This window comes from Plantactinospora soyae, assembly GCF_014874095.1.
Lineage (GTDB): Bacteria > Actinomycetota > Actinomycetes > Mycobacteriales > Micromonosporaceae > Plantactinospora > Plantactinospora soyae.
In genome coordinates, this window is the sequence record NZ_JADBEB010000001.1 from 74,241 (window position 1) to 93,348 (window position 19,108).

13 protein-coding genes are annotated in these 19,108 nt (G+C 70.2%); 4 read left to right on the forward strand and 9 right to left on the reverse strand.

Going from position 1 to position 19,108, the window contains the following annotated elements; genetic code table 11:
* The first annotated feature begins 39 nt into the window (after nt 1–39).
* Complete coding sequence (locus tag H4W31_RS00290) at nt 40–1,302, forward strand: phosphodiester glycosidase family protein (protein WP_192764786.1); 1,263 nt, start codon at nt 40–42, stop codon at nt 1,300–1,302.
* A gap of 76 nt (nt 1,303–1,378) precedes the next feature.
* On the opposite strand, the gene fusA is transcribed toward H4W31_RS00290, so the two are convergent.
* The 4 genes from fusA to H4W31_RS00310 form a co-directional block, all read right to left on the reverse strand.
* Nucleotides 1,379–3,481, reverse strand: coding sequence for an elongation factor G (gene fusA, locus H4W31_RS00295; RefSeq protein WP_192764787.1), 2,103 nt, complete (start codon nt 3,479–3,481; stop codon nt 1,379–1,381).
* Between the two features lie 382 nt (nt 3,482–3,863).
* The gene (locus H4W31_RS00300) at nt 3,864–4,706 is read right to left on the reverse strand and encodes a carbohydrate ABC transporter permease (RefSeq protein WP_318782949.1); all 843 of its coding nucleotides are present in this window, start codon (nt 4,704–4,706) and stop codon (nt 3,864–3,866) included.
* Nucleotides 4,696–5,649, reverse strand: a complete 954-nt coding sequence (locus H4W31_RS00305) for a carbohydrate ABC transporter permease (RefSeq protein WP_318782950.1) — start codon at nt 5,647–5,649, stop codon at nt 4,696–4,698. The genes H4W31_RS00300 and H4W31_RS00305 overlap by 11 nt, the downstream gene beginning before the upstream one ends.
* Nucleotides 5,642–6,949 carry a sugar ABC transporter substrate-binding protein gene (locus H4W31_RS00310; protein ID WP_192764789.1) on the reverse strand — a complete coding sequence of 436 codons (1,308 nt, stop codon included), beginning with the start codon at nt 6,947–6,949 and terminating at the stop codon, nt 5,642–5,644. Before H4W31_RS00310 ends, H4W31_RS00305 begins: the two co-directional genes overlap by 8 nt.
* Nucleotides 6,950–7,187: 238 nt before the next feature.
* Between H4W31_RS00310 and H4W31_RS00315 the strand changes: the two genes are divergently transcribed.
* Complete coding sequence (locus H4W31_RS00315) at nt 7,188–9,092, forward strand: FtsX-like permease family protein (RefSeq protein WP_192764790.1); 1,905 nt, start codon at nt 7,188–7,190, stop codon at nt 9,090–9,092.
* 26 nt (nt 9,093–9,118) lie between these two features.
* Here the strand turns inward: H4W31_RS00315 and H4W31_RS00320 are convergent, their stop codons facing one another.
* The 4 genes from H4W31_RS00320 to H4W31_RS00335 all read right to left on the reverse strand — a co-directional run bounded on the left by H4W31_RS00320 (nt 9,119) and on the right by H4W31_RS00335 (nt 13,259).
* On the reverse strand, nt 9,119–9,817 hold the full coding sequence (locus tag H4W31_RS00320) for a response regulator (protein ID WP_192764791.1): 699 nt from the start codon (nt 9,815–9,817) through the stop codon (nt 9,119–9,121).
* A complete protein-coding gene (locus H4W31_RS00325; protein ID WP_192764792.1) occupies nt 9,814–11,205 on the reverse strand; it encodes a sensor histidine kinase in 1,392 nt (463 codons plus the stop codon). Before H4W31_RS00325 ends, H4W31_RS00320 begins: the two co-directional genes overlap by 4 nt.
* 111 nt (nt 11,206–11,316) lie before the next feature.
* Nucleotides 11,317–12,003, reverse strand: a complete 687-nt coding sequence (locus H4W31_RS00330) for a response regulator transcription factor (RefSeq protein ID WP_318782951.1) — start codon at nt 12,001–12,003, stop codon at nt 11,317–11,319.
* An 8-nt stretch (nt 12,004–12,011) separates the two neighbouring features.
* Nucleotides 12,012–13,259 (reverse strand): sensor histidine kinase, encoded by a 1,248-nt coding sequence (locus tag H4W31_RS00335; protein WP_225945329.1) that lies wholly within the window; start codon nt 13,257–13,259, stop codon nt 12,012–12,014.
* Nucleotides 13,260–13,403: 144 nt separating this feature from the next.
* Here H4W31_RS00335 and H4W31_RS00340 point away from each other — a divergent pair, with 144 nt between their 5' ends.
* The gene (locus H4W31_RS00340; protein WP_192764794.1) at nt 13,404–14,729 is read left to right on the forward strand and encodes a S1 family peptidase; all 1,326 of its coding nucleotides are present in this window, start codon (nt 13,404–13,406) and stop codon (nt 14,727–14,729) included.
* Nucleotides 14,730–14,972: 243 nt separating this feature from the next.
* On the forward strand, nt 14,973–15,698 hold the full coding sequence (locus H4W31_RS00345) for a DUF998 domain-containing protein (protein WP_192764795.1): 726 nt from the start codon (nt 14,973–14,975) through the stop codon (nt 15,696–15,698).
* 2 nt (nt 15,699–15,700) lie between these two features.
* Here the strand turns inward: H4W31_RS00345 and H4W31_RS00350 are convergent, their stop codons facing one another.
* Nucleotides 15,701–19,102 carry a S8 family serine peptidase gene (locus H4W31_RS00350; RefSeq protein ID WP_192764796.1) on the reverse strand — a complete coding sequence of 1,134 codons (3,402 nt, stop codon included), beginning with the start codon at nt 19,100–19,102 and terminating at the stop codon, nt 15,701–15,703.
* Nucleotides 19,103–19,108 lie beyond the last annotated feature (6 nt).

Here is a 19,108-nt window from a genome sequence, read left to right on the forward strand (position 1 = left end):
GTTCCGTCCCGTCCGGAGGCGATGGCCTTGCTGTTCCAGATGAATCGTTCGAAGCGACCCCGTCGAGCCCTGGCCTCGTCGGCGCTCGGCCTGGTACTGGCCGTCCTGACGACGGCGAACCCGGCGGTTGCGGCGCCGAACCCGACCGGCACGGCCACGAACCCGGCGACAGCGGCAGCTCCCGGTGCCCTGGTGCCCGGTGCTCTCGCGCCCGGGGTGACGTACCGGGAGTTCAGCCGGGCCACTGCCGGCGGCACCGTACCCGGTCATCTCGTCGAGGTCGACCTGCGCAATCCCCTGGTGACCGTGGACCTGCTGACGCCGGGCGCGGTCGCGGCCCGGGCGCCGATCTCCCAGCAGGCGAACAACCGGCGGGCGGTCGCGGCGGTCAACGGCGACTTCTTCAACATCAGCAACGTCCAGGCCGGGGTCGAGGTGACCGGGTCCGCCGTCGGGCCGGCGATCGCCGGGCGCGACGACCTGAAGGCCGCCGTACCGAACGGGCAGCGGTTCGGGCCGGGGCTGCCGCCGGGTACGTCCACCTCCGACGTACTCGGTGTCGGGGTGGACCGGCGGGGTCGACTCGCCCGGGTGGACCTGCGCGGCAAGATCTCCGCCGGCCGGGACAAGTTCGCGGTCACCGGATTCAACCAGTACGCGCTGCCGGTGAACGGGCTCGGGGTGTTCGACAGCGACTGGGGCACGGTGTCCCGTAAGCGCCCCACCTGCGGCACCGACACCGACCGGGCCGCCGCCTGTAGCACCGACACCTACGAGGTGAGCGTGCGGCACGGCCGGGTCACCACGGTCGGCACCGAACCAGGAACCGGCGCGATCGCCCGGGACACGGTGGTGCTGGTCGGCCGGGAGCAGGGTGCCGAGACACTGCGCCAGTTCGAGGTCGGCGAGCGGGTACGCGTCGACTACGACCTCGTCCCCGACACCCGGATGCCGTTCACGTTCGCGGTCGGCGGGTTCCCGATCCTCCGCGACGGTGCGCCGCTGGCCGGGCTGGACGCGAGGACGGCTGCCGTCCGTACCGCGGCCGGGGTCAGCGCCGACGGCCGGCGACTGTATCTGGTGGCCGTCGACGGCGCCGGGCCCGGCCTCACGATTCTCGACCTCGCGCTGACGCTGCGGGATCTCGGCGCGGCCAGCGCGGTCAACCTCGACGGCGGTGGATCGTCGACCCTGGTCACCCGGACCGTCGCGGATCCCGCCGTCCAGGTACGCAACCATCCGTCCGGTGGCGCCGAGCGCCCGGTGCCGAACGGCATCGGGGTGTTCTCCCGACTCGGCTGACCGACGCCGCCAGGGTGGTGTTAAGAAGGGCCCCTTCCTATGCAAAAAGCGATAGGAAGGGGCCCTTCCTTACATCTCAGCTCGGCGCGGGGGTGTAGCCGGTGGCCCGGGTGGTGAAGGTGCCCCGGCCCTGGGTCCGGCTACGCAACCGGGTCGCGTAGCCGAACAGCTCGGCCAGCGGCACGGTCGCGGTGACCACGACGGTGCCGGCCCGGGTGGTCGAGCCGGAGACCCGGCCGCGTCGGGCCGCCAGGTCGCCCAGCACCCCGCCGACGGCGTCGTCGGGCACGGTCACCGTCACCTCGACCACCGGTTCCAGCAGAACCATCTCGCTGGCCCGGAGCGCCTCCCGGAGCGCGAGCCGGCCCGCCGTCCGGAACGCCAGCTCCGAGGAGTCCTTCGGATGCGTGGCGCCGTCGGCGAGGTTGACCCGCAGGCCGATCACCCGATGACCGCCGAGTGGACCCTCGGCGAGCGCGTCCCGGCAGCCGGCCTCGACCGCCCGGACGTACTCCTTGGGCACCCGGCCGCCGACGACGGTCGAGCCGAACGCGAAGTCCCGCGCGTCGCCGCCGCCGGAGCCGTTGCCGGTTCCGCCGTCGCCGGCCGGGTCCGGGTCGCTGGGTGCCAGCGGTTCCACATCGAGTACGACGTGCGCGTACTGGCCGGCGCCGCCGTCCTGCTTGACGTGCCGGTACAGCAGCCCGGTCACCCCGCGTACCACGGTCTCCCGGTAGGCCACCTGTGGCCGACCGACGTTCACCTCCAGCCCGTGGGCTCGACGGATCTTCTCCACCGCCACCTCCAGATGCAGTTCTCCCATCCCGGACAGCACGGTCTGGCCGGTCTCGGAGTCGGTCCGGATGGCCAGCGAGGGATCCTCCTCGACCAGCCGGGCCAACGCCGACGTCAGGCGCTCGCTGTCGGTGCCCCGCCGGGGCTCGACCGCCACCGAGACCACCGGATCGGCCACGCTCGGCGGTTCGAGGAGCAGCGGCGCCCCGGGCAGACACAGGGTCGCCCCGGTACGGGCGGCCTTGAGCCCGACCACCGCGACGATGTCGCCGGCCTCCGCCCGGTCCACCTCGGTGTGCCGGTCTGCCTGGACCCGCAGGATCCGCCCGATCCGTTCGGTACGCCGCGCGCCGGTGTCCAGCACCACGCCTCCCTTCCGGATCGTTCCCGAGTACACCCGCAGGTAGGTCAGTCGCCCGGTCGCGGTGGAGTTCACCTTGAACACCAGCGCGGCGAACGGCGCCGCCGGGTCGGCGGCCCGTTCCTGCGGCACGCCGTCCCGTACGCCGCGCACCGCCGGCACGTCCAGCGGCGAGGGCAGGTACGCCACCGCCGCGTCGAGCAGCGGTTCCACGCCCCGGTTCCGGTACGCCGAGCCGCAGAGCACGACCAGGCCGTCGCCGGTACGGGTCAGGTCCCGCAACGCGGCGGCCAGCGTCGCCGCGGACAGTGTCGAGTGGGCACAGAACTCCTCCAGCGCGGTCGGATGCAGTTCGGCCACCGCCTCCTCCAGTACCCGGCGCCGTCGTTCCGCCTCCGGCCGCAGGTCGTCCGGTACCGGCCCCTCGGTGAACGTGTCGCCGTCGGCCCAGACCAGCGCGCGCATCCGGAGCAGGTCGACCACGCCGGTGAAGTCGTCCTCCCGCCCGATCGGCAGTTGGACCACCAGCGGCGTCACCCGGAGCCGTTCCCGGATCGACCGGACCGCGTCGTCCAGGTCGGCGCCGGCCCGGTCCAGCTTGTTGACGAAGGCGATCCGGGGTACCCGGTGCCGGTCGGCCTGCCGCCAGACCGACTCGCTCTGCGGTTCGACGCCCGCGACGCCGTCGAAGACCGCGATCGCGCCGTCGAGCACCCGCAGGGCCCGTTCGACCTCGTCGGCGAAGTCGACGTGTCCCGGGGTGTCGATCAGGTTGATCCGGTGACCGGCCCAGTCGCAGCTGACGGCGGCGGCGAAAATGGTGATGCCACGGTCACGCTCCTGGGAGTCGAAGTCGGTGACGGTCGTCCCGTCGTGCACCTCGCCGCGCTTGTAGGTGGCGCCGGTGACGTACAGGATTCGTTCGGTGGTGGTGGTCTTGCCGGCATCGACGTGGGCGAGGATGCCCAGGTTGCGGATGCGGGTCAGGGCGTCGTTGGCATGGTGGTGCAGGTCGGTACGCACGGCCGATGGCCTTCCTGGGTGAACCGAACGGGGACGGCGCGATTGGCGTGACAGGGCGAGCCGGCCGGCCCCGCAGAGGGCGGCGGGCAGGCAGGAACCCCGTGGATCGTCCGGAGCGCGATCGGGGGTACGCCTTCGATCGGCTCGGATCAGGGATGTGTCACGCCATCCGGGGTGGCCGCGCGGGCCGACACCCGGAGGTCAGGAAGACGTCAGAATCACCCGGTGCCGGGACTGGGGAATGGTCACAGCGGTGCGGTACTGCACGGCCGGCTCCCCTCGCTCGTCGTCCCGCGCGTTCGTCATGAAGTGACAAGATCGCGCTCGGTTCGTGCTGAGTGTACTGAAACCCGGGCCCGTACATAACCCGGTTTCCGGCCGGCTACTTCACCGCCCCGGCGGTCAGTCCCTGGACCAGGAACCGTTGCAGCATAAGGAATCCGGCCGCCACCGGCACGCTGACCACCAACGAGGCCGCCATCACCTGGTTCCAGTAGACGCCGGCCTGGGTCGAGTAGAGCTGTAGTCCGACCGGCAGCGTACGGCTCTGTTCGGTGGTCATGATCGAGGCGAACAGCACCTCGCTCCAGGCGGTCACGAAGGCGTAGATGGCGACCGCGACGATGCCGGGCAGGGCGACCGGCACCACCACCCGGAGCAGCGCGCCGACGGGTCCGGCCCCGTCGACCAACGCGGCCTCGTCCAGCTCCCGGGGGATCGAGTTGAAGTAGCCGACCAGCATCCAGATCGAGAACGGCAGCGAGAAGGTCAGATAGGTGATGACCAGACCGAACCGGGAGCCGTACAGGGTGATGCCGGTGAGCTGGTCGATGTTGACGTAGATCAGGAACAGCGGCAGCAGGAACAGGATGCCCGGGAACATCTGGGTGGAGAGCACCGTGACCGAGAAGAGTCCACGTCCGGGGAACCGGAACCGGCTGATGGCGTACGCGGCGAAGACGGCGACCACGACGGAGAGCAGCGCGGCGGTCGAGGCGACGATCACACTGTTCACGAAGTACCGGCCGAGCGGGATCGTCCGCCAGATGTCGGCGAACGGCCGCAACGTCAGCCCGCTCGGGATCCAGCGAAAATCGCTCTGTACGTCGCGCAGCGGCTTGGCGGCGGAGGTCGCCATCACGTACAACGGCAGCAGGACGAGGCCGGCGAAGAAGGTCAGGCCCACCCAGCGGACCCAGCGGAACCAGCGGGGCTCAAACAGCACGGCGGCGCCTCCTGGAGGTCAGCAGCAGGTACCCGGCGGTGAGCAGGAGCAGGAAGAGCAGCAGCAGTACGGACATCGCCGAACCGAGCCCGAAGTTCCAGGTCACGAACGAGCTCTGGTAGATGTGCACCGAGATCAGGTCGGCCTGCTCCGGTGTCGCCGCGCCGAACAGCACGAACGGGGTGGTGAAGTCGTTGAACGTCCAGAGGAAGAGCACCAGGATCAGCACCAGGCTGACCGGCCGCAGCATCGGCAGGGTCACCCGGCGGATCTGCTGGCCGGGGCCGGCACCGTCGATCGCGGCAGCCTCGTAGAGGTCGGTCGGGATGTTCTGCATCCCCGCCATGATGATCAGGAACGCGAACGGCCAGTGCCGCCAGATCGACACCAGGACGATCGCGACGAAGCTACGATCGCCGAGCAGCCAGAACGCCCGGTCGTCGGTCAGGTGCAGGTTGTCCACCAGTAGGTGGTTGATCATCCCGGTGTCCCGCTGCAACATGAAGTTCCAGGCGATCACCGCCGCGTAGGCGGGCAGCGCGTACGGGACGAGGAAGAGGGTACGAAGCAGTCCCCGGTTGCGCATCGGCCGCTGGAGCAGCAGTGCCGCGACGAAGCCGAGCAGCCAGGAGCCGACGACCACTAGCAGCGCGTACGCCAGGGTGATCCAGAGTGAGCGGAGCAGCGCGGCGCCGATCGCCGAGTCGACGTCGACCGCCACCTTGTAGTTGCGCAGCCCGGCCCAGGGTGCCGCCGACCAGTTCCGGATGAAGAACTGGGTCAGCTCGCGGAAGCTCATCCAGACCCCGACAGCCATCGGCACCAGGTGGACGAGCAACTCCAGGAGCAGCGCCGGCAGCAACAGCAGGTACGCCAGGCCGGGCCGGCGCCAACCGGCACCGGCCCGACGACGCGCCCCGGTCGACCCGGGGCGGTCAGCCACCGGTGCCCATCTCCTGCTGGGCCTTGGTGAGCGCCGCCGCGACCTCTGCCTCACCGACCGGTTGTCCGCTCGCGATCTTGGCGAAGAGGTCCCGCATCCCGCTGCCCACCGTGGTCTCGAACTTGCTCTCCTCGGGCACCTGTGGCAGCGGCCCGGCGGTGTTGGCGAGTACGTCCTGGAAGACCTTGATCACCGGGGTCTCGAAGGCAGGATCGGAGTAGGCGTCCTTGACCACCGGCAGTGACCCGAGCGCCTTGTTGAGGATCTGCTGCTCGCCGCTGCTGGTCAGGAACTTCACCAGCTCCAGGGCGCCGTCCCGGTTCTCGGTGTTCTTGAAGACCGAGATGTTGATCCCGGCCACGTGGCTGTTCACCCGCTTGCCGCCCGGCGGGAGCGGGTCGGCGATCGGGATCGGCGCGACGCCGTACTCGTCGGGTTTCATTCCGGCGGCGGCGAGCAGGCTGATCGCGTTGCTCTGCCAGAGCAGCATCGCGGCCTTGCCCTTGGCGAAGTCGCCGATCGGCTGGTTCGGCGTGCTGTACTCGGCGTTGCTGGGGTTGGCGATCTTGTCGGTCGCCATGAAGTCGAGGTACTGCTTCACCGCCATGACGTGGTGCGGCCCGGTGAACTGCGGCTTGCCCGCGCCGTCGAAGAAGTCCGCGCCGTGCTGCTGGCCGAAGATGAAGGCGTGGTGCGCGTTCTCGGTGTAGCTCGCTCCCTCGACCGCCAGGCCCCACTGGCCGCCCTTGGTCAGCCTCTTGCCGGCGGCGACGAACTCGGTCCAGTTCTTCGGCGGGGTGGTGATGCCCGCCTCGGCGAAGAGCCGCTTGTGGTAGAACAGCCCGTACGCCAGGCCGTAGAGCGGCATCGACGTCGGTGGCTGACCGGTCGCTCCGGTGGCGGCGAAGCTCGGGCCGAGGAAGCGGTCCTTGCCGCCGAGAGTGTCGATCTCGGCCGACTCGAAGGGCAGGAAGGCGCCGGTGGCCTGGAGCGAGGCCGACCAGGTGTTGCCGATGTTGAGTACGTCCGGCCCCTGCCCGGAGGCGGTGGCCGCCAGGATCCGGTTGAGCAGGTCGGGCCAGCCGATCACCTCCAGCTCGACCTTGATGCCGGTCTGCTGGGTGAACTTGTCGAGTTCCGGTTGCAGGACCTGCCGGTCCGCGTCCAGGCTGGGCCCCTGGTTGCTGGCCCAGTAGGTGAGGGTCTTCTCCCCTCCCCCGCCGCCGTCGTCCCCGCAGGCCGCCAGCGACATCAGCAACAGCACGGACGCTGCGGTCGCACCGATCTTCCGAACACGCATGTCAGCCCCCAGGACAGCCGTGGGAAGCGACCGGCGAGCCGCCCATCGCCATTGATCTATCGAAATCCATCTACTGATGGATGTCAATCGTCGCTGCCCTGACGGGCAACGCGGTGATGTTGCCTGCTCCTCTGCAGGTCCGTGGAACGCCCGGGTTGAACTCGGGGACTTCCCCGATCGTGGCCGAGAGGCCGGACCTTCAGGCTGATCTTGCTACTTGCCAGGGAGGCACATCAGAGTGTGGAAAATCGGATCGGCCAGCGTCCGGGCACGACTGGGCGCCTTCGTCGGTGCCTGGCTGGCGCTGACTCTCGGGGTTGCGCTGGTGGCCGCGTGCGGGCTGTTGCTGGCCGCCACGTCGCGGGCGGACGCGGGCGCGCAGGCGGAGCAACTCGCCAGCGCCCTCGCGATGCTGGCGATGATCGCTGTCTTCGCCTCGGTGTTCGTGGTCGGGAGCACGTTCTCGTATGTGGTTGCCCAACGGTGGCGTGAATTCGCGCTGTTGCGGCTCGGCGGCGCCAGCACCTGGCAGGTACGCGCGAGCGTGCTGATGGAGGCGGCGGTCGTCGGAGTCGCCGGCTCGTTGACGGGATGCATGATCGGGGTCGGTGGCGGGCAGGCACTGGCCTGGGCCGCGCTCCGCCATGGCCTGGTCGACGAACGGCTGGTTGTGCGGGTCAGCGTGGCACCCCTGGTGCTCGCGGTCACCCTTGGTGTGGCAGTCACTCTGATTGGCGCGAATGCGGCGGCCCGACGAGCGAGTCGGGTCCGCCCGATCGAGGCACTGCGGACGGCCTCCTACGAGCAACCGACGATGACCGGTGGGCGGTGGATCTGGGCGGCGCTGCTGCTCTTCGGCGCCTTCGCGACGATCCATTGGACACCGGTCACCGAACCAGAGGACGGCGTCAGCGCAGCGGTGCTGGCAACGTTCCTGCTCATCGGAGCCGGCACGGCACTCAGCCCGGTACTGGTGCCCCCGCTGGTGTGGACGCTCGCGGCGCCCACCCGGCTCGGTGGAGCGACCGGGCTGCTGGCCCGCCGCAATACCGGGGGCGCGGTCCGGCGCACCGCGAGCACCGCCGCCCCGGTGCTGGTGACGATGGCGCTGACCGTCGGCGTGGTGGGCGCGGCGACCACCGGTGATGTCGCCCAGATGCAGCGGCTACGCCAGGAGACCGGGTACGAACATGTGGTACTGCCGAACGGTGTGCCAGGGCTGACGCCGGCCGTGGTCGGGGCGCTTGGCGGGGTGCCGGGGGCACGAGTGACCGCACCGCTGCCGACCACCGCCCTGGTCGGCGATCCAGACAGCGGGCTGCTCACCGATCCCCTAGGCGCAGCCGGCGTCGACCCGGACCTGCGCGAGGTGCTCCGACTGCGGCCGGTGGCCGGCACCCTCGACGACCTCGACGACACGCAGACCGTCGCCGTCGGCCAGGACGCGGCCGAGGCGCGTGGCTGGCGGGTCGGCGGCCACATCGAGGTCGGGCTGGAAGACGGGGTGGTCATCCGGCCGCGCATCGTCGCGATCGTCGCGGATCCCGCCAGCCCTGCCGACCTGCTGCTCCCCCGGGACCTGGTGGCCGCGCTCGCACCTGTGCCGCTCGCGCCGGCGGCGTACATCACGCTCGACGTCGGGGCCGAGCCGGCGGGCACCCTGGACGCCCTGCGGCAGGCGGCGGGTGCGAGTGGACGTCTCCAGGCCAGCGACCAATGGCTGGCGGACCGGGAACGGGCCCTCGACCACCGCCGTCAGCTCGGTCTGCTGTTCCTGCTCGGCCTGCCGATGCTCTACACCGGCATCGCGGTCGCGAACACGTTGATCATGGCAACCCGGCACCGGGCACGGGAGTTCGCGCTGACCCGGCTCGTCGGTGCCACCCGCGCCCGGGTCATCGGCATGGTCGCGGTCGAGGCGCTGCTCACCGTAGGGGTCGGCGCCGTTCTGGCCGCCTGCGTGGTCACGGTCACCCTCATGGCGGTGTCACGCGCCGTAGGGACCGCGCCAGTCGTGCCATGGGCCGTGGCCGGCGCTGTCGTGGCCGGCTGCCTGGCGCTGGCACTGGCGGCAACCGTCGTGCCAACCCACCTGCTGCTACGTCGCGAACGGCCGATCCAACTCGTCGTCGGCCGCGAATAGTAACGGCCGAAGCACGGTCAAGAACCTCATCGGCCGCCGTCGCGCTCATCGCTCGCGTCGTGGGCGAGCAGCGCGAGCTGGATCCGGTTGGACAGGTCGAGCTTGGCCAGGGCGCTGGAGACGTGCGCCTTGACCGTACCCACCGACATGAACAGCCGATCCGCGATCTCGCCGTTCGACAGCCCTTCCGCCACCGCAACCGCCACGGACCGCTCCCGGTCGGAGAGCCGACCGAACCGCTCCCGGGCCTGCCGGTGCCGCTGGTCGGGGCGACGGTGCGGGGCGACGCCCGCGACATGGTCGATCAGGGTACGGGCGACCGTCGGCGAGAGGACCGGCTCACCGGCGGCGGCCCGGCGTACCGCGTCGACGATCTGCTCCGGCGGGGTGTGCTTGACCAGGAACCCGGCCGCCCCGTTGCGGAGCGCGTCGAGGATCGTCGCGTCGGCGTCGAAGGTGGTCAGCACGATGACCTCGGGAGAGTCCCCGGATCGGGCCGTGATCGCCCGGGTCGCCGCGATACCGTCGAGCAGCGGCATCCGGACGTCCATCAGCACCACGTCCGGGCGCAGCCGGGTCACCGCGTCGGCGACGTCCACCCCGTCCGCCGCCTCACCGACGACCTCGATGTCGGGTGCCCCGCCGAGCATCAGTCGCAGACCGGTACGGACCAGCGCGTCGTCGTCCACGAGCAGGACGCGGATCACGTCACCACCCGAGGTCATGCGGGCCACGGTAGCCGAGTGGTGAGCCGGAACGTTCCGCCGATCACGCCGTGCTCGATGGTGCCGCCGTCGATGGTCAGCCGCTCGGCAAGCCCGGTCAGCCCGGCCCCGGCACCCGGCATCTCCTCGACGGTACGTCGCTCCTGCGGCAGCGGGTTGCTGACCGTCGCGACGATCCCGGTGGCCGGGGTCGCCTCCACCCGTACCGCCACCTCGGCCGCCTGGCCGGCGTGCTTCCGGGCGTTGGTCAGGCCCTCCTGGACGGTGCGGTAGACCGTACGCTGCACCGCCGGACGCAACGAATCGGCGGCGCCGGGTGCGCAGACCATCTCGAACGTCACCCGCTGACCTGCCTCCTGCGCCTCCCGGACCAGGCGGGCGATGTCGGCGAGCCGGGGCTGTGGGGCGGCCCGGTCGGCCGCCGTACCCGAGGCGGAGCCGCCGGCCTGGCGCCGGCTGCCGACGGCGTCGTCCGGATCGGCGTCGGGCTCGCGGGGATCGCCGTCGGCGTCGTCCGGATCGGCGTCGGCGGCGGTGTCGGCGGGGCGAAGGACCGCGAGTACGTCGCCCAGCTCGACGAGCGCCTGTCGGGCGTTGTCCCGGATGACCTCGATCGCGCCGCCCACCTCCCCGGCGTCCAGCGGAGCGCCGACACCCGCGTCGGCCTGCTTCGTGCGGTACGCCAACGCGCCGGCATGCACCGTGATCAGCGAGATCCGATGGGCCAGTACGTCGTGCATCTCCCGTGCGATCCGTTCACGCTCGGCACGGCGGGCACCGGAGAGCCGGTGCCGGTGTTCACGGCGTTCCCGCTCGGCATCCCGGTGCAGGTTCGCGATGAGCTGTCGACGGGCCCGTACCGCGATCCCCCAACCGAGCGGCGTCAGGTACATCAGACAGATCAGCGTGATGTACGCCCACCGGGTGACGCCGGACGGCGGGTTCTCGTACCCGAACAACAGGGACGGCAGCAGGTGGAGCGCGGTGACCAGCGTGGCCGGCTGCCAGTTCCGGTGTACCGCCACGGTGAGGACCACGATCAACACCGCGGCGAGTCCGGTCGCCGCCAGCGCCATCACCAGGACCATGGCGATGCCGATGCCGATCGGGTACCGGCGCCGCCACCACAGGGCCAGGCAGCCGAGGCCGCTGACCCAGGGATCGATCGTGTGCATCCAGTCGGGGATCGCGTCGACGTAGTGCAGCGGCGCACTCTGCCAGGTCCACGCCCAGAACAGCACCGCCAGGCCGAACAGCACGGCGTCGACGATCCAGTCCCGGAGGGTACGGCGGTGGCGCAACGTACCGTCGGAAACCGCCGGCCGTCGGGCCGGCATCACGTCGCCCGCCCAGCGGCGGAACCAGCGGATATCCGGGGCCCAACCCATGCCGCGAGCCTACAAACGGTCAGCTACCCGGCGGTCCGGTCAACCGGCCAATACGGCTGGCCAGCCGACCAGAACCATGGCCGGCGGCAGATGCCCAGCCCTCCGATCGACTCACCTGCCCGTGTCGACGCGCCACCAGTCCCGCGCGTCGGTCGCTTCTTCGGACCAGAATTCCAGGAGGTCTCCGGGCGCGAGTCCGAGGGCCCGTTCGATCTCGCTGGGAGTGAGGCTGCGCAGGGAGTCGGACAGCGACCGGGTCAGGTCGAGCCAGTAGCCACGCAGCGTGGACTCGCTCACGAACAGTTGCTTGGCAATCTGGGCGTAGCTCAGTCCGCGGGCACGGCCGTGGAGAAGCTGGCGCTGACGCTCGCTGAGCAGGGTGATGGAGCCCCGCCGGACCAGAACCTCGAGTATCCCGACGACCGACTGTGGTACGACGGTGCCACCGGAAGCGACCTCGAGGAGGAGTTGCTCGGCCCGGCCGGTCGGCAGCGCCTTGGAGACGGCCCCGCTCGCACCTGCCGCTATACATGCCGCAAGGACGAAGCGGCGCTCCTCCTGGCTGTAGATGCAGACCCGGTAGCCACGGCCCGTCAGAGCCCGGATCGCGGCGACGCCCTGCCGGACGTCAGGCTGCTGTTCGAGGTTCGTCAAGTGCAGGTCGAGCAGGACCACGTCTACCACCGGGCGACGGCGCATCAGTTCCTCCACCGTCGCGACCGCAGCGACGACGTCGAGGCCCGGCATGAGCAGGCCGATCGACTCGCGTATCAGCGATGCGTCGTCGACGACCGCCACCGTGGGCCTCATGCCGCGTCCGTGGAGGCGTTCCGGTTTGCACGCGCCGCTGCCGGCCCGGGCCCGGACGAGATCGTCACTGTCGTCCCCTCGTCCACTGCGGACTCGATATCGACATCGAGCCCGTGCAGCCGTAGCTCGCCCACGACGACCTCGCGCAGGCCGATTCCGGTGGTCACCGACGCCGGGTCGAAGCCGATACCGTCGTCGCGCACGGTCAGTGTCCAGCTCCCGTCCGTACCCTGGTCCAGGTGGACCACGACGGCATCTGCCCGGGCGTGCACGCGTACGTTGAGCAGCAGGCTTTCGAGCGCGCGTTCGAGGGCCTCGGCGTGCGCGGTGGGAAGTTCCAGGTCAGCGCCGAGGTCGAGCAGTGCGTCGACGTTCAGGTCGGCGAACCGGTCGCAGACCCGCTCGATCAGCGCAGCGAGCACCACGGTGGGGTGGGAATCGCCCGCCGCGTCGGCGACGGCCCCGCCCCCGTCCGGCGCTTGGCCTCGCAGGTAGGTCCGCATTCTCCGCAGTTCCACCTCAGCCTGGTCGATGAGGCGGGAGCGTGACGCGTCGGTCCCCGGCTCGGTGAGCAGGCGCATGAGGGCGACGCCGTTGTGCATCATCACCTGGGCACGTCGTTCCTCCTCGCGCCGCGCCAGCTCCGCGGCGCGGGCCCGCGAGGCGTCGGCGTCATGCGCGATGCGGCGCGTGAATCCGAAGAACATGCGGGCGACCAGCGCGTACACCACATAGCTGATGACGTTGCCGATCGCGGTCGAGGTCATGTTCCCCCCGGCCTCGGCGCCGAGATAAACCACGTAGCAGACGACAACGCCGAGGAGGCCGCCCGCCCAGAGGGTGAGGCTGCGGACACCGCTGGCCGTGTAGAGGACCGACAGCGCGTAGCCCGGCTGGTAGGCGACCCAGGTCCCGAAGCGGTCGCCCGGCGTAAGCACCAGCGGCCCCAGCACGAGCAAGAGACAGGCCAGCGCGAAGTCCACTGCGGAACCCGCCGCGCCCAGGGGTCGACGGCGCACCAGCGCCACCGCGCTGACCGTGACGGCCGCGCACGCCGCAGCAACCCAGCACGCGAGGTAGGCAACGCCATGCGGTGACGTCGTCACGCCGATGTACACCGCCGGGATCATCTGCGCGACCGTGCCCAAGCGGACACCCGTGATGAAGTACGAGAACGCCCGCTCGACGCCGGCCTTGGTCGTCGGCAGATCCGCGACGCGCCACAGCCGGATCCGACCGCTCATGGTCCTCCCTCGGGTGGCCGACGGTCCAGGCCGACAGAAGTTCGCGGATTCGTTGGGTCACAACGATCGCGCGAGACGCAACGATCAGGCTACTTCAGCGAACGGAGCTGGATATCACCAGTTTTTTCCGAAAGGACACAATAGATGCGCCGAGCACTGACCCTGCTCACCTCGCTGGCGATCACCGCCGGCCTGACACTGGTCGTGGCAGCTCCCGCCCCGGCAGCCCCCGCCCCTGGCAACACCGAGGAAGCGGCGATTTTCGAGCCTGGGAACGTGCCGGTGCGGGCCGCGCCGACGTCGGCGGGCACCTTCCGGGTGACCGGGACGGGCCGGTCCGCACTGGCTCTGGATGACGCGGCGATGCAGGACCTGACCACGTACGCCAAGGAGAGCGGACGGGATCTGTCCGCCGTCGTCGCTGCGCACCAGGGCATCCACGAGTTCAGCGCCTTCACCACGCAACTGGAGGAGAGCAGCCCGGACGTGTTCGTGCGGGCCGGCCTGGCTACCGAGGGTGGGGCGGCCAGCCCCTGGATCCAGTTCACCGCCAAGCCGAGCGCAGACGTTGTCGCCGAACTGGAGCGCCTGCCGGTGGACACCGAGGTGCAGTACGGTGCGCCGGCCAGCTCGACGGAACTGGCCGACCTGGCCTACGCGCTCACCACGTCCTTGGCGGTGCGCTCCGACGTCATCCGGTCAGCCGGGACCCGCTACGACCACGAGCGACGCGTGCTGCGTCTTGAGTACGCGCCCGTCGGGGGCATCCAACAGAGCGCGCTCGACTCGGTCTTTCAGGGGGCGCTGACCGCAGGCACCATCGGGGGACAGCTTCCCATCGACGTCGTGCTCGAGCTCAATGTTGACCGGACCGGGGTCACCGAGCGAACCGTAGAAGGTGGAAGGGACCTCAACCTGACCAACGGCAGAGCCGAGTGCACTGCCGGGTTCACCGCGGTCCGCTCCGGCAACTGGGGTGTGCTGACCGCGCGGCACTGCGGCAACGCGCTCCGGTACGGCAACGCCGTGGGGCTCATCAGCACCAGCCCAAACCAGACCGCGAATGCCGCGATCGATCTCCAGTTCCACCGGACCCTGACCGAGAACGGCCACGCGACGAACAAGCAGTTCCGGGCGACCAACCGGCAGGCAGCCGGAGACCGGCAGGTGCTGGCCGTCGCCAACGCACCGATCAACTCGACCGTGTGCCATTGGGGCCGGACCAGCGGTTACCGCTGCACCTCCATCGTCGACACCAACAACTGCGAGACGTACGACGATGGCCAACGGCGGTGCGGTCTGGATACCACCGATTCGGATGTCTCGGAGGGTGGTGACAGCGGCGGGCCGTGGTTCTTCGGGAGCACTGCCCGGGGCATCCACAACGGCGCCTGGGACGGCGTGGCAAGCTACTTCACCCGGATCAGCCTGGTGAATCAACACCTCGCTGCCACGGTAGTGCAGAACTAGTGCCTCGTCTTCGACATGCCTAGTCTTCGAAAGTTGATCGGGTAATCCGTCGGTTCTGAGGATGTGCCACGCACGCCGTCTCCCAACGGTTCGCCGTTGGGAGACGGTCGCTGGTGGGGCAGACGCCGGCGACCCGGTCGACGGGCCAATAGGGCTGGCCAGCCGACCAGAACCATGGCCGGGCGGCAGATGCGGCCGGTCGGGCCAATGGCGGACCGTACGAGGATGGCCCCGAAGGGAAGCATGTCGACGCATCGCCTGACCCGGACACTGCTCGGCTGCGGGGCGGTCGCTCCGGGTCTGTTCATCCTGGTGTTCCTGGTCGACGGCGCCACCCGGGCCGGATACGACCCCACCTACCACCCGGTGAGTGCGCTGAGCCTCGGCCCACGCGGGTGGATCCAGATCACCAACTTCGTCCTGACCGGACTGCTGCTCCTCGGCTTCGCCGTCGGACTCCGCCGCGCCCTCCACCCCGGCCGCGCCAGCCGATGGGGACCGCTCATGATCAGCGGGTACGGCCTCAGCCTGCTGCTCTCCGGCACCTTCGTGATGGACCCGACGCGCGGCTATCCACCCGGCACCACAGGCGACAGCAGCGCGGGCACCAGTTGGCACGGCGTCCTGCACGACAACCTCGGCATCGTGGTCTTCCTCTCGGTGCCGATCGCCTGCTTCATCCTCGCCCGCCGGTCCGTCACCCGGCCGTACGGTCACGCCTGGGCCGGGTACGACATCCTGACCGGAATCGCCGGCCTGGCCCTACTCGTCGCATTCGGTTCAGCGTGGGAAACCGACCATCCGTCGACCGGCCTGATCCAACGAGTGATGATCGCCGTCGACTGGACCTGGATCACCCTGCTCGCACTCCGACTGCTCGCCGAGATCCCGCCCCCGCAGAGCCCAGCGGTCGGGGGCGGCGCCGATGGCCTCGCCGGTCCGGATCCGGCGAGGCCATCGGCGCTCTAGGTCTACGTCACGGGACCGTAGCGGTACGCGCGGATGATGGTCTGCTCCACGGTGTTGCCGACGCTGTCAGCCGCTCTGGCCCGCAGGGACACGAAGCCACGCCCCGTCGGCTGGGCCACGAGGACGCTGTCGCCCCTCACCGGTACGGGTCGCCAGTCGGCGCCGTCGTTGAACGACGCCTCGACCGTGAGGCTGACCAGCTTGCCGCTGTCCGAGCCGGGTTGGGGCGTGACCGACACCGGCACGGTCTGGACCGTACCGCCGGGTGTGCTGTTGTACGGGTCGACCCGGGGACTGAAACCGACTATCCACAGGGGAAGGGCGGCGGGCGTTTCCGGGTCGGCGTGACCGGAGCGGAACGTCCAGGCGAGGTCGGTCCTGGTGGACAGGGCGAACGGCTCACCCCGCTCGGCGTGCAGTTCCAACCGGTACGACGCCTCGGCGGACGGAACCTCGAAGGCGGCCCATCGGGCGGCATCGGTGCTGCCGATCTTCGTGCCCTCGCGGAACAGACTGGCGCCGAAGCTGTCCGCCACCGTTCCGCCGGGATGGCCGACGCCGTCTCCGTACATCGGCACGTCGAGCCCAATGGTGTTCCCGGCCCGTCGGACACCCTCCCAGGAGTCCAGGGACACCGCCGGCAGTGACGGCGCTAAGACAGCCCTGTTCCACTGTTCCTGGTACGGCCGGCCGGCACCGTACTCGATATTGGGTACCGAGGCGGTGGCGGCCAGCAGCTGGTCGCCGGACAGCTCCTCGAACTGGCCCGTCGCGCCCACCCCCGGCGTGCCGTTGTAGAACTCGGTACGGCTGAACGGCAGCTGGAAGCTGTGGAACTCGCCGTAGAAGCCGGACTTCGTACGGCTCAGCCCCGCACCGATGCGCTTCTGGCCGGTGGTGCCCGTCCGGCTGGCCGCGAAGTCGGCCCGTACCGCGACCAGATCCCGGTCGGCCACGGTGCGCTGGTACCCGGTCACCAACCGTCCCGCCTCGGGAAACATCAGCGAGTAGAAGTACGGGCTGTTGTCCGTGCTGCCGTCCGCGTTGCCCTGTGCCCACTGGCCGCCGATCAGCGACGTGAAGCTGTCGTCATCGGTGTCGGGGCCGAGCTGGGCGGTGTAGATGTTCGCGAAGGACCAGGCCAGGATGTAGTTGCCCATCCCCACCGTGCCGCCGGTCTGGCTCGGCACGATGGTCTGCGCCGACACGAATGCGCGAACCTGCTGGGCCGAGGAGCGTGGCACGGTGACCGAGATCGGTTTTCCGCGCTGGGCGTCGAGTTCGACGGTCATGCTCCGATCGACGTTCAGATCGGGCTGCGCGAGCAGGGTCTTGGCAACGATCGGTACCGGCTTCCCGCCGGAGTCGTCGGTGCCGAGCAGGGTGTCGACCGTACTGGTCAGGGTGTAGTGGCCCTTCGGCACCCGGAATGTCACGCTGTCGCCCGGGTCGGGGCCTATCCAGCTGAACCAGTCCCGGTCGCTGCCGCGCTTGTTGAGACTGCTGGCGAAGGACCACGGGGTGGCGCCGTTGCGGTCGGTGTGGGTCAGGGTCACGTCGTAGCTCTCCACCTCCTTCTGCACCGTCAACGGCGTCTGGACCATCTGGTTTCCGCTGGTGGCGGTCAGCCAGCCGCCGAGGTAGCCGTCCGGACCCGATGTCCGGGTGTCGGCGGTGACGGTGACCTTCGCGTCGCCACCGGCCGGAACGACCACCGAAGTCCGGTCGACGCTGAACATGCCATCCGGGGTGGGAGCGCCGTCCGGGCTGGACGTGCTCATCGTCAGTTCGAGCGGCATGTCGGTCGGACCGCCGTTGTGGTAGGTGACGTCCCTGGTCAGCACCTCGTCGTCCTGGTGCGGCCAGAGCTGCCTGCCGAAGCTGACACCGGTCGGAGCGGTGGACAGCTGCTGCCCGATCGCGCGGGCGATGTCGAGCTGGCCGGCGCCCTGGGCATGTGCCCCGTACCCCGGATTGGGTTTGGCCGAGGCCGTCAGCGTCGCCTTGATCTGCCGGCCGGGCCAGTCGGGGTGCTGTTGGGCCAGGATCGCCGCGGCGCCGGCCACGTGCGGCGCCGCCATCGACGTGCCGGACAACCTGGTGTACGCGTCACCCCGGTTGCCGGGAACGCGCACAGCGTCCCTGCCGCGCGCCGCGGTGATGTCCACTCCGGGCGCGGTGATGTCCGGCTTCAGCCTGCCGTCGGTGGTCGGGCCCCGCCGGGAGAAGCCCGGCACCTCGTTCCTGTCGTTCACCGCGCCCACCGTCAGGGCCATGTCGGCGCTACCGGGTGACGAGATCGCACCTTCGACAACGCCACCGTCGGTGTTGCCCGCCGAGATCACGAACAGCGTGCCGTACCGGTCGCTGAGAGTCTGCACCGCCTCTTCCAGCGGATCCACGACCGTGGGGTCGTCGTCACCGCCGAGGCTCATGTTGACCACCTTGGCGTGCTGGTCGGCCGCCGCCCAGGTCATCCCGGCCAGAATCCACGAATCCGCGCATCCGCCCGCGACGCAGACCTTGCCATCCAGCAGTTTCGCGCCCGGCGCCACACCCTGGTATCTCCCACCCGAGGCCGCACCGGTGCCGGCGATCGTGGCGGCCACATGCGTACCGTGCCCGGAAACATCGTTGTCGGGCTCGACGTCCTCGGTGAAGTTCTGCCGACCGACCACCTGGCCGGTCAGGTCCGGATGGGTGTCGTCAATGCCGGAGTCCAGCACCGCGACCGTGGTGCCCCTACCGGTGATGCCCGCCCGCCAGGCAACCGGTGCACCGGTCTGCGGAACGCTGACGTCCAACGTCGGCTGGCGCATCCCATCGAGCCACAACTTCCCCACACCGGACCGGAGAGTACGCGCCGATGGCGCACCGCCGGTCAGCCCGTGCCAGGAATCGGCCGCCTTGCCGCGCGACTGGCGTACCGCCATCCCGTTGATTACCGGCAGGTCCCGTTCCTTGGTGAAACCGTCGACGCCCTTCCGGGTACCCGTCACGATCAACGGCAGATGGTCCCTGCGGTCGTACCCGGCCTCGATCAACCCGGTCACGTCGAACAGCCGTCGGTCCAACCGCCCTGCGGCCAGCAACGGACCGGCATCGCTCGGGACAACCCGCACCCGACCGCCGGCCGTCGTGATGTCGAACGAGATCGCCTTACGTCCGGGGCCAGCCTGCGCCGACACCTGCCCCGCACCGGACACCGTCACCCGATCACCGGTCACCAACGTCACCGTGTGCTCAGCGGCCCGGTCGACCACCGGTCGAGCCAGCACCGGCCCTGGCACCGCCAGAGGCGCCGATGACAGCCCCGCCACCGCGCTGCCCGGCGCGGCCGTACCCGCCGCCACCACCACTGCGGTGGCCGTGACGCCCAGCCGCAGTCGTCTTGAGAGACGCACGTCGTG

Coding starts and splice junctions, on each gene's coding strand:
- H4W31_RS00290 (WP_192764786.1), top strand. CDS start 40: ATGAATCGTTCGAAGCGACCCCGTCGAGCCCTGGCCTCGTCGGCGCTC.
- H4W31_RS00310 (WP_192764789.1), bottom strand. CDS start 6,949: ATGCGTGTTCGGAAGATCGGTGCGACCGCAGCGTCCGTGCTGTTGCTG.
- H4W31_RS00320 (WP_192764791.1), bottom strand. CDS start 9,817: ATGACCTCGGGTGGTGACGTGATCCGCGTCCTGCTCGTGGACGACGAC.
- H4W31_RS00325 (WP_192764792.1), bottom strand. CDS start 11,205: ATGGGTTGGGCCCCGGATATCCGCTGGTTCCGCCGCTGGGCGGGCGAC.
- H4W31_RS00335 (WP_225945329.1), bottom strand. CDS start 13,259: ATGAGCGGTCGGATCCGGCTGTGGCGCGTCGCGGATCTGCCGACGACC.
- H4W31_RS00340 (WP_192764794.1), top strand. CDS start 13,404: ATGCGCCGAGCACTGACCCTGCTCACCTCGCTGGCGATCACCGCCGGC.
- H4W31_RS00345 (WP_192764795.1), top strand. CDS start 14,973: ATGTCGACGCATCGCCTGACCCGGACACTGCTCGGCTGCGGGGCGGTC.